Genomic DNA, 14,102 nt, shown 5'->3' with positions numbered 1-14,102 from the left:
AGGAAACAACATGTCTAAACAATGTAGGGTCGTTATCGTGGGAAACGGTATGGTGGGACACCACTGTGTTGAACAGCTTATCGAATTACAACAGCATGACGTGAAAATCGATATTACTGTGTTATCCGCTGAAAGTCGTTTAGCTTATGATCGAGTTCATTTATCAGAGTTTTTTGCTGGTAAGTCAGCGCAAGGTTTAGCATTAACTGATGAAGGTACGTACGATAGCTGGCAAGTGAATTATCGTACCAATGCAAAGGTTATTGATATAGATAGAGAAAATAAATCTATTTCAACACATGTTGGTGAATCGTTTTGTTATGACAAGTTGATCCTTGCAACAGGATCTTATCCTTTTGTGCCACCGATCCCTGGAGGAGAACAACCACATTGCTTAGTGTACCGCACGATTGAAGATTTACTCGCGATTGAAAAGTCGGCAAGTACCAGTGAAGTGGGTGTAGTGATCGGTGGCGGCCTTCTAGGGTTGGAAGCTGCGAATGCATTAAAACAGCTAGGTCTTAAGACTCACGTTGTTGAATTTGCACCGCAACTAATGGCGGTACAAGTGGATGCAGGTGGTGGACAGGTGCTAAGAGAAAAAATTGAAGCGTTAGGTGTTTCAGTACATACCTCAAAAGCAACCTCATCAATTTCACGTGGAGAAACTTGTCGCTATAAATTGATTTTTTCAGATGAAACCGTGCTAGAAACCGACATGATCCTGTTTTCTGCGGGTATACGTCCGCATGATCAACTTGCGCGCGACTGTCTGTTAACGGTTGGAGAACGAGGTGGTGTGACGATTAATCACCATTGTCAGACTTCAGATCCAGATATCTACGCAATTGGTGAATGTGCTTTATTTAATCAGATGATATACGGCCTTGTCGCCCCAGGCTATAGTATGGCAAAAACCGCAGCACAGCATATTCTTGCTTTGCCAGACGCTAGCCAATTTTCGGGTGCTGATATGAGCACTAAATTAAAGCTCATGAGCGTAGATGTTGGGTCAATCGGTGATGCACATGCTAAAACTGAAGGCGCTCAATGCTATACCTATGTTAATCAACCTGCGGGTATTTATAAAAAAATAGTCGTAAGTGAAGATCATCAAAGCTTGCTCGGTGCGGTTTTGATTGGTGACACTAATGAATACGATACATTACTTCAATATAAGTTAAATGACATTTCTTTACCTGAGTCACCAGAAACGTTAATACTACCTATGGCTGAAAATAAGCCGACTTTAGGCGCAGACGCATTACCTGATACCGCCACTATTTGTTCTTGTTTGAATGTCACCAAAGGCGATATTACCCAAGCTATTGATCAAGGCTCTTGCACGGTTGCAGATGTTAAATCATGTACGAAAGCAAGTAGTGGCTGTGGTGGTTGTGCAGCATTGCTAAAAAGTGTGGTTGATAGTGAGCTGGAAAGTAGAGGAGTTGAGGTTAAAAAAGATATTTGTCAGCATTTCGCTTATTCTAGACGTGAGTTGTTCGATATTGTAAAAATTGAAAAAATTCGTTCATTCGATGAATTGTTGGCTAAACATGGGCAAGGCTTGGGGTGTGAAATTTGTAAACCCACAGCGGGCTCAATTTTAGCGTCAGTATGGAATGACTATATCTTGGCTAACGAGCATCTTGCTTTACAAGATACAAACGATAACTTCTTGGCCAATATGCAAAAAGATGGTACCTACTCAGTCGTTCCGCGTATACCAGGTGGCGAGATAACGCCAGAAAAGTTGATTAAAATCGGCGAGGTAGCACAGCAATATAAACTATACACCAAAATTACCGGGGGACAACGAATTGACTTGTTTGGCGCGCGCGTTGAACAGTTACCAGAGATCTGGAAAACCTTAATAGAAGCTGGCTTAGAAACAGGTCACGCTTATGGTAAATCAGTCAGAACTGTAAAATCTTGTGTGGGAAGTACTTGGTGTCGCTTTGGTGTGCAAGACAGTGTGTCAATGGCGATTGCGATTGAAAATCGATACAAAGGAATCCGCGCGCCTCATAAATTAAAATTTGCCGTGTCAGGCTGTACACGTGAATGTGCCGAGGCACAAAGCAAAGATATAGGTATTATCGCCACAGATAAAGGTTGGAATCTATATGTGTGCGGAAATGGAGGTATGAAGCCTAGACATGCTGACTTATTTGCTACCGACCTAGATGATTCTACGCTAATTCAATACATTGACCGTATTTTAGCTTTTTATATCCAAACTGCCGAGCGTTTACAACGCACTTCGGTTTGGTTAGAAAATTTAGAGGGGGGATTAGCTTACTTACAGCAAGTCGTGATCGAAGATCACATAGGTGTTTGCCAATCATTAGAACAGCACATGACAGAGATTATTGGTAAATATCAGTGTGAGTGGACGACAACCTTAAAAAATCCAGAAGCCTTAAAGCGTTTTAAACAATTTGTTAACTCTGATGAAAGCGACGAAAACATTCAATTTGTCACTGAGCGAGATCAAATTCGTCCCGCAACTGCAGCTGAAAAATCTAACCAAGTAATCGTCGTGGAGGTCTTGTAATGACGACCAATGAACAATGGATCAATGTATGTAAGCCTGATGATTTGATTGATAATGCAGGCGTTTGTGCCTTAATCAATGATAATCAACAAGTAGCGCTATTTAGTTTACCGTCACAACCTGAACGGGTTTTTGCTATTACCAATTATGATCCTATTGGCAGTGCCAACGTGCTGTATCGAGGAATTGTTGGCTGTCAAAATGGAGAACCCATTGTCGCAAGTCCTCTGTATAAGCAACAGTATTCATTAAGAACTGGGAAATGTATCCAAGAAGAAGCAGCAGTGACGTGTTTTAAAACTCGTATTGCTGAAGGATACGTACAAATTTTTCGTGAATAATGCTAAGCCGATATAAAGAGTATTTACATGTTTAAAAGCAAAGGTGAAACGCCACCTGCAAGTTTAGTACGCTCTACATGTGCCTATTGTGGGGTTGGTTGTGGCGTGGATGTAACAGTAACCGACGGTAAAGCAACAGGTATTAATGGTAGTGAAGATCATCCTGCTAATTTTGGCCGCTTATGCGTTAAAGGTACGCATTTGATTGATACGTTAGACGAAAGTACTCGCTTACTTACACCAGAAGTATCAGGACACCAAGTAAGTTGGTCAGAAGCCATTCAAACGGTTGCAGATAAGTTTACAGAAATTATCGCTAAATATGGTCGTGACGCTATAGCTTTTTATGTCTCGGGGCAGTTATTAACTGAAGATTATTATGTCGCGAACAAACTAATGAAGGGCTATATCGGGAGCGGAAACATAGATACTAATTCTCGTTTGTGTATGTCTTCAGCGGTTTCAGCGTATAAACGCGCATTTGGTGAAGATATTGTGCCATGTTCATACCGTGATTTAGAGCAAACGGACTTGCTCATTCTCATTGGTTCAAATGCAGCATGGACTCATCCTGTGTTATATCAACGCATTGAACGCGCAAGGCAGATTAACCCTGAGGTTAAACTTGTCGTTATTGATCCTCGTGAAACGCCAACATCGTCAGGTGCTGATTTGTTTATGCCGATTAAACCTGGAACTGATGGCGCACTTTATAATGGTTTATTATGTTATTTAGCGAATGAAAAACAATTAAATACTGATTATATCGCTCAGCATACTACTGGTTTTGAGGAAACGTTAAAGGTAGCGAATGAGTGGCCGTTAGCAACAGTTGCTAAGTATTGTGAATTGGATATAGCTCTTATTGAACAGTTCTATCAATGGTTTGCCACCCACAACAACGCGGTGTCAATGTATTCTATGGGAATAAATCAATCATCTTCTGGGGTAGATAAGTGTCATAGTATTATTAATGCTCACCTTGCGACCGGAAAAATAGGGCGGGAGGGTTGTGGGCCATTTTCTATCACTGGACAACCTAACGCCATGGGTGGTCGAGAAGTGGGTGGTTTGGCTAATCAATTAACCGCTCATCTCGATATTGAAAATAGTACCCATCAGTCATTGGTACAACAGTTTTGGCAGTCACCCACGATAGCGGTAAAGCAAGGTGCTAAAGCCGTTGATATGTTTGACCAAATCGCCGATAAAAAAATAAAAGCAGTGTGGATTATGGCAACAAACCCTGCGGTTAGTTTGCCTAATACAACAAAAATAAAACAAGCATTGTCACAATGTGACTTTGTTGTTGTTTCTGATTGTGTTGCATACAACGATACCCTTGAGTTTGCTGAGGTAAAGTTGCCAGCCACAGGTTGGGGAGAAAAAGACGGAATAGTGACCAACTCAGAAAGGCGAATGTCGAGACAACGTGCAAGTCAAGTTGCTTCTGGGCAGGCTAGGCATGATTGGCGAATCATTTGCGATGTTGCCAAAGCGATGGGCTTTGACGGATTTAATTATCAACATCAGCAAGAAATTTTTACCGAATTTGCACAATTAACCGGAGTAGATAATCAAGCGAAAAATCGCAGATTATTTGATATCTCGGGGCTAGGGCAATTAACGATAGCTCAATATAATAATATGATGCCTATTCAGTGGCCAGTAACCACAGAAAATCCTCAAGGGGGGGGGCAGATCTTTAACGATGGCCGATATGTTAGCGATGATTTTAATGCGAAGTTTTATCCTGTAATGCCTTCACTTCCAAAACAACAAACTAATCATGAATTTCCATGGGTACTGAATACAGGACGATTACGTGATCAGTGGCATACCATGACACGTACAAGCATTGCTGCACCTTTAAATGAGCATACGTCTAAGCCCTATGTTTATGTCAGTCACCAAGATGGTGCATTATTAGCGTTAAAGGATGATCAGATCGTTAAAGTAAGCTCAGCGCAAGGTAGTATTGAGGTTGCTGTAAAACTGTCTAGTGCTATGCGTAAAGGTCAAGTGTTTATACCTATCCATTGGAACAAACAGTTTGCGGCTAATGCAACGGTTGCAACACTTTTTCAAGGTGTCGTTGATCCTATTTCGGGCCAACCAGAATCTAAACATGTCGGAGTGAATATTGAAGCGATTGACTATCAAAGCTTTGGGGAAATATATGTTAACAATGCCATAAATATAACGAGTGAATATTGGTTAAAAACCGTCTTGAAACATAGTGATTATTGGCAATTAGCTTCGCAGTCGTTAATTAGTTTCGAATCACTTCAGCAATCGATTGAGATTGCAGGTGAGTGGATCTGCCAAAGTCAGCAAGGCGGTAAACAATTTCAATTTATTTGTTTGCAAGAAGGGCAAATAAAAATAGCTGGTTATTTCAGCACAACTGCACCTGTTATCAGTCAGCCATGGATTGATCAACTCTTTGAACAGAAAAAATTAACCGTCGAACAAATTCAATCATTACTAACAAAGCAATCACCTGAAGATGCAGAAGCTACACGTAAAGTATGCAGTTGTTTCTCAGTTAGTAAAGGTGAAGTTATCTCAGCAATAGAACAGGGTTGTCAATCTGTTGGAGCGCTAGGTAACGCGTTAAGATGCGGTACTAATTGCGGTTCGTGTAAACCCGAATTGCAAGCTTTGCTTGACGAACACCAACTTGAAATTCCAATTAAACAGTTAGCATAAGAGGTTGATATGTTGGTTAGATCTATTCAGCAGTTATCGTTATTCACTAAAAAGTTTGCAAGTTATTGGCAGACTAATCGATGGCAACATAATCACGCTTTCACACATAAAACTAAAGCGGATAACGAAGGTGCCGTATTTTTCGTTGGAGCTGGAAGTGGCGACCCTGATCTATTGACATTAAAAGCCATTAAAGCCTTTAATTCTGCTGATGTGGTGTTGATCGATTGGTTGGTGAGCGCTGATATTAATCAGATGATCCCAGCTAACGTTAAGCGGGTATTTGTGGGAAAACGTTGTGGTTATCATTCAATGAGTCAAGCAGAAATATGTCGGCTGTTGGTAAGTTATGCTAATCAAGGGTTACATGTCGTCAGATTGAAGGGGGGAGATCCATCGGTTTTTGGTCGATTAGCAGAAGAAACCCAAGTGTTAGATATTGAACATATTGCTTATCAGATCATTCCAGGTATTTCCGCAGCAAATGGCTGTGCTGCTTCATCAGGTATCCCATTAACGCACCGTGAATGTGCAGCATCGGTTAAATTTGTGACTGCACATCGTCAGAATGCTGAACAAGACTGCGACTGGCAGCTACTAGCAAAGGAAACAGGCACATTAGTGTTTTATATGGGATTAAATAAAATAGCCATGATTTGCCAACAATTAATAGAGCATGGCATGGATAAAGACACCCCAATAGCCGTTATTGATAAAGGTACAGAGAAAGATCAGCAAGTGTGTTGTAGTACAATTAACGGAATAACAAATCAACAAGAGATATCTTGTTTTAATGGTCCAGCACTAATAGTAGTTGGTGAAGTTGTTAACCACCGGGCCAACATCAAACCGCTAATTGAACTCAATTCACATGTGAATACACTTGTTTACTGACGGTAGGTATTTTCAAAATTACCTAAGACATTAAACAGTTGTTCTATTTTTTTGACTAACATAATAAGTAACTGTTGATCTTGAGTTTGTTGCCACTTTAATAAGTCGTCAGCAACTTCTTCTACATAGGGTTGAAAAGTATTGGCATTGGCGTTAAAGCCGGCATCTTTGGTAAAAATATTTTCAAAATTTGCCATCTTTTTTTCACGCAAATCCGTTAGTGTGGCATCTGCCGCCAACGATTTTTTTAAAATAATTGAAATATTGTCTACCAATTGTTTACTAACAGCTTCACTCATAGCACATTCATAGTTTGTTCAAAATAATGGCGGCTATTATGCCAGCTTTATGGGGGTTTTGTTAGCTTCACCTGCAATTTCTCTCACTACTTTAGGCATTAAAAAGCCAGGCAAGATAGCCATCATCTCTGCGACTAATGTTTGAGCTTGCTGATTGTCAATATCAAAATGCGCGACACCTTGTACCTTATCGAACAAATGTAAGTAATAAGGTTGAATGCCATGATCAAAGAGTTGTTCACTAAGGTGGCATAAGGTGTTTACTTCGTCGTTAACTCCTTTTAATAAAACACTTTGATTGAACAGCGGTATTCTAGCTTGCCGCAAGGGCTCAATGGCGTTTGCAAATTGTTCATCTATTTCATTTGGATGATTGATATGAAACACAAGGGTGCTTTTAAGTCGAGTGTTTGCGAGCATATTCACCAACTCAGGTGTGATCCGTTGGGGAATTACTACGGGTAATCTACTGTGGATTCGTAATCGCTTTACATGTGAGATACCTTCTATTTCTGTTATCAACCAATGCAAGTGTTGATCATTAGCCATTAAAGGGTCACCACCGCTAAAGATCACCTCATTAATTTCTTGATGATCTGCGATGTAGTCAAGTGCTTGCTGCCAACGCTGTTTATTCGGGCTGTTATCAGCATAAGGAAAATGACGACGGAAACAATAACGACAATTAATCGCACAGCCCGCTTTCACTATCATAAGCACACGGTGTTTATATTTATGTAATAACCCTTCAGCGACAGTGTCATGTTCTGCTAGCGGGTCGGTACTGAATCCTGTGGTTTCAATAAATTCGTCCGACAATGGCATTACTTGTTTTAGTAGTGGATCATCAATGTCGCCTTTTATCATTCGCGCAATAAAAGGTTTGGGTACACGCACGGGGAATAGCTTACGCGCTGAAAAGTGATCTTGGTAAGCATTTGGGTCAATATCAAGCATTTTTAACAGTTCACTCGGGTCTGTCACAACGGCTGCTAACTCTTTTTGCCAAGAAGTGTGCAAATTATCGTGAATATAAGGTATTATTTGCGGCATTTATAATTTCAATCTCTCGAAAGTAAAGCGAGTATTTATGGCTTCATTCAGTACTAACCAATTTAAAGCCGGTCTTAAATTAATGATCGACGGCGAACCTTGTAACATTTTAGAAAATGAAATCGTTAAGCCGGGTAAAGGCCAAGCATTTAACCGTGTAAAAATCCGTAAGTTAATCTCTGGCAAAGTGCTAGAAAAAACCTTTAAATCAGGTGATTCTGTCGAAGGTGCTGATGTAATGGATTCAGAACTCGGTTATTTATATGCCGATGGCGAATTCTGGCATTTTATGAATAATGACACCTTTGAGCAAGTTGCTGCTGACGAAAAAGCGGTAGGCGATAATATAAAATGGTTATCGGAAGGTGATTTATGTACGATAACGTTCTGGAATGGCACGCCAATTTCGGTAACACCACCTAATTTTGTTGAGTTAGAAATTACCGAAACTGACCCAGGTTTAAAAGGTGATACTGCTGGTACTGGCGGTAAACCTGCTACATTATCAACGGGCGCTGTTGTACGCGTTCCACTGTTTGTGCAAATTGGTGAAGTAGTAAAAGTCGATACCCGCACGGGTGAATATGTTTCACGCGCAGGTAAATAACGCGTTTTATTGTTTCGTTTAAGTAAGCCTTGCTAAGCAAGGCTTTTTTTTGCGCTATTGTTTGTTAAATGTAATCCCGTCTAGCGTTAGCGCGCTAATACCGTGTTGCTCAATATCAAACCTAATGAGCTGCCCACGGGTTGGTCTTAATTTTATACGTAATATATCTGGCTGCTTAAAAGCTGTGGCGGTTGCGTGTAGATTACCCCAAGTCACGAAATACTTTTCATCGTTTAGCGAAATATTAACTTCACCTGCAAGTGGGTGCGCATAAGTACCTGTAAAAGTTTTTTTATCAAGTGTTAAAGCGAGTGGTTTTTCTAGGTAACCTTGTTCTTTTTTCACATAGACTGTGCGGTATTTTTTTGCCATGTTTGCGAGTTTAGCTAAACGTGCGGCTGCTGTTTGTTCTATAGCATTTTCCTTTAATAGAGAGCCATAAATATAATCGGCAATAACATCTGTTAGTTTATCGTTTAACATACCTTCGTTATTTAAAATAACCAATCCAATGCCTTGTTCTGGCATAAAAGATAGATGCGGCCGATAACCATCAAAACTGCCAAAATGATGATAGGTTTTATGTTGCTTGTATGGACCGATATACCATCCTAATCCGTAGTGAGTACGTTTAAAGTCACCTCGTGCACTGTCGAGTGCCACGATTGGTTTCTGGGTGAAATGTATACTTTTGGATAATGAAGATATTTGCTTCGCGCTGAGTTGATGAATAAGAAACGTTGCCATGTCACTTATTGTCGAATAGATACCTCCAGCTGCATGTAAGGTATTGTCTTGCTTCTCTAAATAAAGCGCTTTTTGAGGCGATAATGAAAAGTAAGTATAGGGTTTGGCAATCTGTTCGTTATTTTGTAAAGCTTCACTTTTAAAGCCTGTTGTACTGAGCATGTTCATCGGTGTTAGTACATGCTGTTTAACGACAGTTTGCCAGGGATGATAGAAGGTTTTTTCGTACCACAAACTGATAATGTTGTACCCTAAATTTGTATAGTCAAACTGACCAAGTGGGTTTTCTTCATTAATAGTTAAATGTGTCAGCATGGTTAATTTTAGCGTTGGATTATGTATGCCTGTGAGTGATACGGCTGTTGTTAAATATTGATCTGATAATCCAGAAGTATGTGCGAGTAAATCTTTTATTGTGATATGTTCTGCCTTTATTTCAGTTTGGAAATTAACTTCAGGGAACATTTCTTTAAGCGTGGTATGTAAACTGTACTTTGATTGCGACAATACTCTTTGTATTGCAAGTGAAAATATCGGCTTCGTAATAGATGCGATATAATAGAGTGTGTTAGCAGTCGCTTTTTCTTGTTTGGCAATATTGGCGTAGCCGTGTGTATTTTGGTAAATGACTGTACCATCTTTTACAACTGCTACAGATAAAGAGCTTTTAAGATCCAATGTGTCGATCGTGTTAATAAGAAAGCGATCAAACTTTTGCTGGTAACTGTTAGCATTTGACACTTGGCTGAACAGCAAAAATATTATGGTTGGTATGATACGATTTACTATTTGCAGGTACATAGCGTAAACTCGATAGGTAATTATATTGAAACCATTGCTAACCAATAAAATAATTAGCGATGGTTTCCGTGCTGTTTTAATCTCTAGGCGTGTAACGGTAATGTGGTTTTTCTTCTGGCCAACTACTTAAAGGGAATGGGTATTTATCGGTATTAAGCGTTAAAAACTGGTTAATATGATAAATATAGTTATTTAAGCTTTCACCAAAGCTTTTAAGATGAGTGTTTCCTCGACCTGTTGCCAGTAGTGATAAAAATTGGAATATGGCAATTAAGGTGATAATAAAACGGGTAAAACCTGCAATAAAACCAAATAGCAGCATGAATAAACCACGTAACCATGTACTTGCACTTAACCAGTTCTTTTTCTCTGTCGAATTAATTTCTCTCATAATATCCTCTACTGCTAAAATAAAGCATAACCGCAATGAGAAATAGTGAACATCGCCGTTAATTGATTATTGATGCTCAATATAAGCAAAAGTGTGACCATAAAATATAAAGTAAATATTAACAATGGGTTAAGTTATTTTTTGCAGAAGAGGTAATAGTGGTTTTTACTATTCTTAGGTTTAATTTGCCACTTTGTATTGTTTTTAAAAGTTATAAAAAAACCTGCCAATTGGCAGGTTTTTGATGCTTCAGTACAATGCAGTTTTACTGTTTATTTTTTAAATGACGATTGAAATATTGTGTTTTCATCGTATTTAGATGCAGTGTTGTACCTTCACCTTCATAAATACCGTGGCTGCGGTTAGGGTAAGACATAAAGTCAAATTGCTTATTATGTTTTACCAATTCGTTGATTAGGCGTTCAGCACCTTGATAATGCACATTGTCATCACCCGTACCATGTACAAGTAATAAATTACCTTCTAGATTCTTTGCATGCGTGATGGGAGAACCTTGCTTGTAACCTTCTTCATAGTCAGGCAATAACCCAGAGTAACGTTCTTGATAAATAGAATCGTATAGCTTTTGATCAGGTACCGGCGCTAATGAAACACCTACATGATATTTTTCAGGGTAACGGAATAACATATTTAATGTCATTGAGCCGCCGCCCGAATGCCCCCAAATACCCACACGATTTGTATCTATGTAATTCCAACGTTTTGCCATGGCGTCTAAAGCGTCAGCTTGATCGCGTGAAGCAAGAATGCCTACAGCACCGTAAATTGATTTACGCCATTCGCGCCCTTTAGGTGTTTGTGCGCCACGACTATCAATAGAAGCAATAATATAGCCTTGCTCCGTCATATAGCTGTCCCATAAGTATGAACTTCCTCGCCATCTATTTTGCACCGTTTGACCAGCAGGTTCGCTGTACACGTAGAAAATAATGGGATACTTTTTAGTTGGATCAAAATCAGCTGGGCGCATAATGTAACCGTCAAGCACAACACCGTCTCTGGCTTTTACTTGAAAAAATTCATGACTGGGCTTATTCAATTTTGCTAACTTGTTAACAAGCTTTTTGTTGCTCATTAACATGTGCTTTTCTTGGTGCCCTTCAATCGACACTAAGCGTTTTTGCGTTGGCTTATCAAACGCGGAATAACTATGCACAGCCCATTGGCCATTTGGTGACATTTGATAATAATTTACACCTGCAAAAGTATTAGGTGTTAAACGTTGATTGACAACACTACCATCAAGTTTACTACGATATAAATAGCGTTCAGAGGTATTGCCTATTGATGCGGTAAAGTATACCCAACCACCTTGTTCATCAATGGCTTGTATTGAGCCGAATGCAGTCACATCGAAATCACCAGGCGTTAAATTAATTACTTCTTTACCGTCTCTTGAAATGCGGTATAGATCACGCCAGCCACTACGTTCACTTGTCCAGATAAAGTAGTTGCCATCATTTAACCAGTGAGCATCATCATAAAAATCGAGGAAGGTTTCTTCTTGCTCGGTCATAATGCGGGTTAATTGACCACTCGTGCTGTTCGCAAGATATAAGCGATTAGTATCTTGCTTGCGATTCACGTGTTGGATCAGTATTTCTTTGCCGTTACCTGCCCAATTCATGCGAGGAATATACATATTACGTGAATTAAACGGCAAATCTGGAAAGATAGTTTCTTTAGTGGATAAATCAACAATACCTATTTTTGCGAGTGAATTTGTTTCGCCCACTTTAGGATAAGGAAATTTTGTGATGGTAGGGTAAAGTTCGTCGGTGTTGTTGATCATGATGAAGTCTTTACTGCCAGTGGTATCTAATTGCCAAAAAGCAATTTTGCTACCATCTGGGCTCCAGCGAAAACCATCGCGAATCGAGAATTCTTCTTCATACACCCAATCAAATAAACCGTTGATAATACCGTTTCCTGCATCATCAGTTAATTGAGTAATGTTGTTGGTTGATAAGTTTTCAATGTACACGTTATCTTCACGTACATAGGCTACGCGTGTGCCATCTGGAGAAAATTTTGCAAACATTAAACTGCTTGGCTTTGCGCTTTTTCCGCCTAATTGCACTAGTTTATTTGTTGCAAGGTCTAGAACCCAATAGTCACCACGACTATTAGAGCGCCAAACGCGTTTACTATTGGTATAAATTAATAATTGCTTGCGATCTTCTGACCAAATGTAATTATGAATTGAAAGTGGAGAATCTTTTCCTTCAGGTGTTAACTGCTGAGCGCTTACTAGTACTTCACGATCCAGCGTTTGAGGGTTATAGATAACGATATCTTTGCCAACTGAAATTGACTTTCCTTTTTTATCTTTTTTACTAGCGGCTGATTTTTCAATAGCGGTATAGCCGCTGTTGTCAGCTAACCAACGAATGCGCCCGATTCTATCTGAGCTAAATTCGTAATCTTGATAAATTCGCTTTAGTGTTAATGTGTTCTCTTCTTTAGCGAGATTATTCTTTGCCTGTTCATTAGGCTTACTGTCTGTTGATTGGCAGGCCACAATCGCTGTGGTGAGCGCCGCACCTATAAGTAGTTGCTTAATTGTTGTTAATTGCATTGTGATATTCCTCATGGATAACACCGTTACTTTAAATTGTATACAATTCAAAGGCAATAAGTCACCGTTATTATTCTAGCGCAAAGGTGAATTTTATTTTATTTACACGCTTGAATTTCGTGCATTATTGCCTCACTTATAATCATTATTTGTTTTAATTTTGAAATCGATATGACCAAAGCACTCGAAATCTCAGATCTCAAGAAAACCTACAAAGGTGGCTTTCAAGCGTTAAAAGGGATAGATCTTTCCGTTGAAAGTGGGGATTTTTTCGCGTTACTCGGCCCAAATGGTGCGGGTAAATCCACTACAATCGGTGTGATAACTTCTTTAGTGAATAAATCTGCAGGAAAAGTAAAAGTTTTTGGCTATGATATTGATCAGGCACTAGAAACGGCAAAAAGTCATATTGGTTTAGTGCCACAAGAGTTTAATTTTAATCAGTTTGAAAGTTTAACGAAAATATTAGTAAATCAAGCTGGCTATTATGGCGTAGATCGAGAAACAGCTCATCAGCGAGCTGAAAAGTATCTAAAGCAATTAGATTTATGGGAGAAAAGAGATAATGCAGCGCGTATGCTCTCAGGTGGTATGAAGCGACGCTTAATGATTGCTCGTGCATTGATGCATGAACCCCAAATGCTGATTTTAGATGAACCTACAGCGGGTGTCGATATTGAGTTAAGACGTTCTATGTGGGACTTCCTTCGCGAGTTAAATAAGCAAGGTATTACCATTATCTTAACGACACATTACCTAGAAGAGGCTGAGATGTTGTGCCGCAATATCGCAATTATTGATTCAGGCGTTATTGTTGAAAATACAGATATGAAATCGTTATTGGCAAAGCTAGATTTAGAAACGTTTATTTTAGACCTCAAGCCTAACAGTAATGTCCCTGTACTCAACGGATTTTGTTATCGGGTTATTGATGATCATACCGTAGAGGTTGATGTGAAAAAATCACAACGAATTAATGATGTATTTGCACAATTGAGCGAGCAAAACATTGATGTGATCAGTATGAGAAATAAAAGCAACCGATTAGAAGAGCTGTTTGTCAGCCTTGTTGGAACAGGCGAAAAAGCGGAGGAAGCGTAA

General features: G+C 39.4%; 11 protein-coding genes. 6 read left to right on the top strand and 5 right to left on the bottom strand.

Annotation, left to right across the window (positions count from 1 at the left end):
- Positions 1-10: 10 nt before the first annotated feature.
- Genes nirB through cobA form a run of 4 tightly spaced genes read left to right on the top strand, consistent with a single transcriptional unit; the run spans position 11 to position 6,504 of the window.
- A complete protein-coding gene (gene nirB, locus QUE72_RS16680; RefSeq protein WP_286270251.1) occupies positions 11-2,557 on the top strand; it encodes a nitrite reductase large subunit NirB in 2,547 nt (848 codons plus the stop codon).
- Positions 2,557-2,898: a nitrite reductase small subunit NirD gene (gene nirD / locus QUE72_RS16675; protein ID WP_286270249.1), complete on the top strand. Its 342-nt coding sequence runs from the start codon at positions 2,557-2,559 to the stop codon at positions 2,896-2,898. The genes nirB and nirD overlap by 1 nt, the downstream gene beginning before the upstream one ends.
- Before the next feature lie 27 nt (positions 2,899-2,925).
- Complete coding sequence (locus tag QUE72_RS16670; protein ID WP_286270248.1) at positions 2,926-5,610, top strand: nitrate reductase; 2,685 nt, start codon at positions 2,926-2,928, stop codon at positions 5,608-5,610.
- Between the two features lie 9 nt (positions 5,611-5,619).
- Positions 5,620-6,504, top strand: coding sequence for a uroporphyrinogen-III C-methyltransferase (cobA, locus tag QUE72_RS16665; RefSeq protein WP_286270246.1), 885 nt, complete (start codon positions 5,620-5,622; stop codon positions 6,502-6,504).
- Here cobA and QUE72_RS16660 read toward each other — a convergent pair.
- Entirely contained in the window at positions 6,498-6,803 is a 306-nt protein-coding gene (locus QUE72_RS16660) for a hypothetical protein (RefSeq protein WP_074496421.1), read from the bottom strand. The genes cobA and QUE72_RS16660 overlap by 7 nt on opposite strands.
- 36 nt (positions 6,804-6,839) lie before the next feature.
- A complete protein-coding gene (epmB, locus tag QUE72_RS16655) occupies positions 6,840-7,856 on the bottom strand; it encodes an EF-P beta-lysylation protein EpmB (RefSeq protein WP_286270243.1) in 1,017 nt (338 codons plus the stop codon).
- Between the two features lie 37 nt (positions 7,857-7,893).
- On the opposite strand from epmB, the gene efp reads away from it, so the two are divergent.
- Positions 7,894-8,463 (top strand): elongation factor P, encoded by a 570-nt coding sequence (efp, locus tag QUE72_RS16650; protein WP_074496423.1) that lies wholly within the window; start codon positions 7,894-7,896, stop codon positions 8,461-8,463.
- 54 nt (positions 8,464-8,517) lie between these two features.
- On the opposite strand, the gene QUE72_RS16645 is transcribed toward efp, so the two are convergent.
- The 3 genes from QUE72_RS16645 to QUE72_RS16635 all read right to left on the bottom strand — a co-directional run bounded on the left by QUE72_RS16645 (position 8,518) and on the right by QUE72_RS16635 (position 13,001).
- Complete coding sequence (locus tag QUE72_RS16645) at positions 8,518-9,951, bottom strand: serine hydrolase domain-containing protein (protein WP_286270242.1); 1,434 nt, start codon at positions 9,949-9,951, stop codon at positions 8,518-8,520.
- 136 nt (positions 9,952-10,087) lie between these two features.
- Positions 10,088-10,402 carry a DUF4389 domain-containing protein gene (locus tag QUE72_RS16640; protein WP_074496425.1) on the bottom strand — a complete coding sequence of 105 codons (315 nt, stop codon included), beginning with the start codon at positions 10,400-10,402 and terminating at the stop codon, positions 10,088-10,090.
- A gap of 265 nt (positions 10,403-10,667) precedes the next feature.
- The gene (locus QUE72_RS16635) at positions 10,668-13,001 is read right to left on the bottom strand and encodes a S9 family peptidase (RefSeq protein ID WP_286270241.1); all 2,334 of its coding nucleotides are present in this window, start codon (positions 12,999-13,001) and stop codon (positions 10,668-10,670) included.
- A 171-nt stretch (positions 13,002-13,172) separates the two neighbouring features.
- On the opposite strand from QUE72_RS16635, the gene QUE72_RS16630 reads away from it, so the two are divergent.
- Positions 13,173-14,102 (top strand): ABC transporter ATP-binding protein, encoded by a 930-nt coding sequence (locus tag QUE72_RS16630; RefSeq protein WP_074496426.1) that lies wholly within the window; start codon positions 13,173-13,175, stop codon positions 14,100-14,102.

It is taken from the genome of Thalassotalea hakodatensis, from assembly GCF_030295995.1.
Taxonomy (GTDB): Bacteria; Pseudomonadota; Gammaproteobacteria; order Enterobacterales; family Alteromonadaceae; genus Thalassotalea_C; species Thalassotalea_C hakodatensis.
Note: the sequence above shows the minus strand (reverse complement) of the source record. Positions and strands in the feature narration are given on the sequence as shown.

What these genes read in the sequence shown, in the direction of transcription:
- nirB (WP_286270251.1), top strand. Translation starts at nt 11, where the DNA reads ATGTCTAAACAATGTAGGGTCGTTATCGTGGGAAACGGTATGGTGGGA.
- nirD (WP_286270249.1), top strand. Translation starts at nt 2,557, where the DNA reads ATGACGACCAATGAACAATGGATCAATGTATGTAAGCCTGATGATTTG.
- QUE72_RS16670 (WP_286270248.1), top strand. Translation starts at nt 2,926, where the DNA reads ATGTTTAAAAGCAAAGGTGAAACGCCACCTGCAAGTTTAGTACGCTCT.
- cobA (WP_286270246.1), top strand. Translation starts at nt 5,620, where the DNA reads ATGTTGGTTAGATCTATTCAGCAGTTATCGTTATTCACTAAAAAGTTT.
- QUE72_RS16660 (WP_074496421.1), bottom strand. Translation starts at nt 6,803, where the DNA reads ATGAGTGAAGCTGTTAGTAAACAATTGGTAGACAATATTTCAATTATT.
- epmB (WP_286270243.1), bottom strand. Translation starts at nt 7,856, where the DNA reads ATGCCGCAAATAATACCTTATATTCACGATAATTTGCACACTTCTTGG.
- efp (WP_074496423.1), top strand. Translation starts at nt 7,894, where the DNA reads ATGGCTTCATTCAGTACTAACCAATTTAAAGCCGGTCTTAAATTAATG.
- QUE72_RS16640 (WP_074496425.1), bottom strand. Translation starts at nt 10,402, where the DNA reads ATGAGAGAAATTAATTCGACAGAGAAAAAGAACTGGTTAAGTGCAAGT.
- QUE72_RS16635 (WP_286270241.1), bottom strand. Translation starts at nt 13,001, where the DNA reads ATGCAATTAACAACAATTAAGCAACTACTTATAGGTGCGGCGCTCACC.
- QUE72_RS16630 (WP_074496426.1), top strand. Translation starts at nt 13,173, where the DNA reads ATGACCAAAGCACTCGAAATCTCAGATCTCAAGAAAACCTACAAAGGT.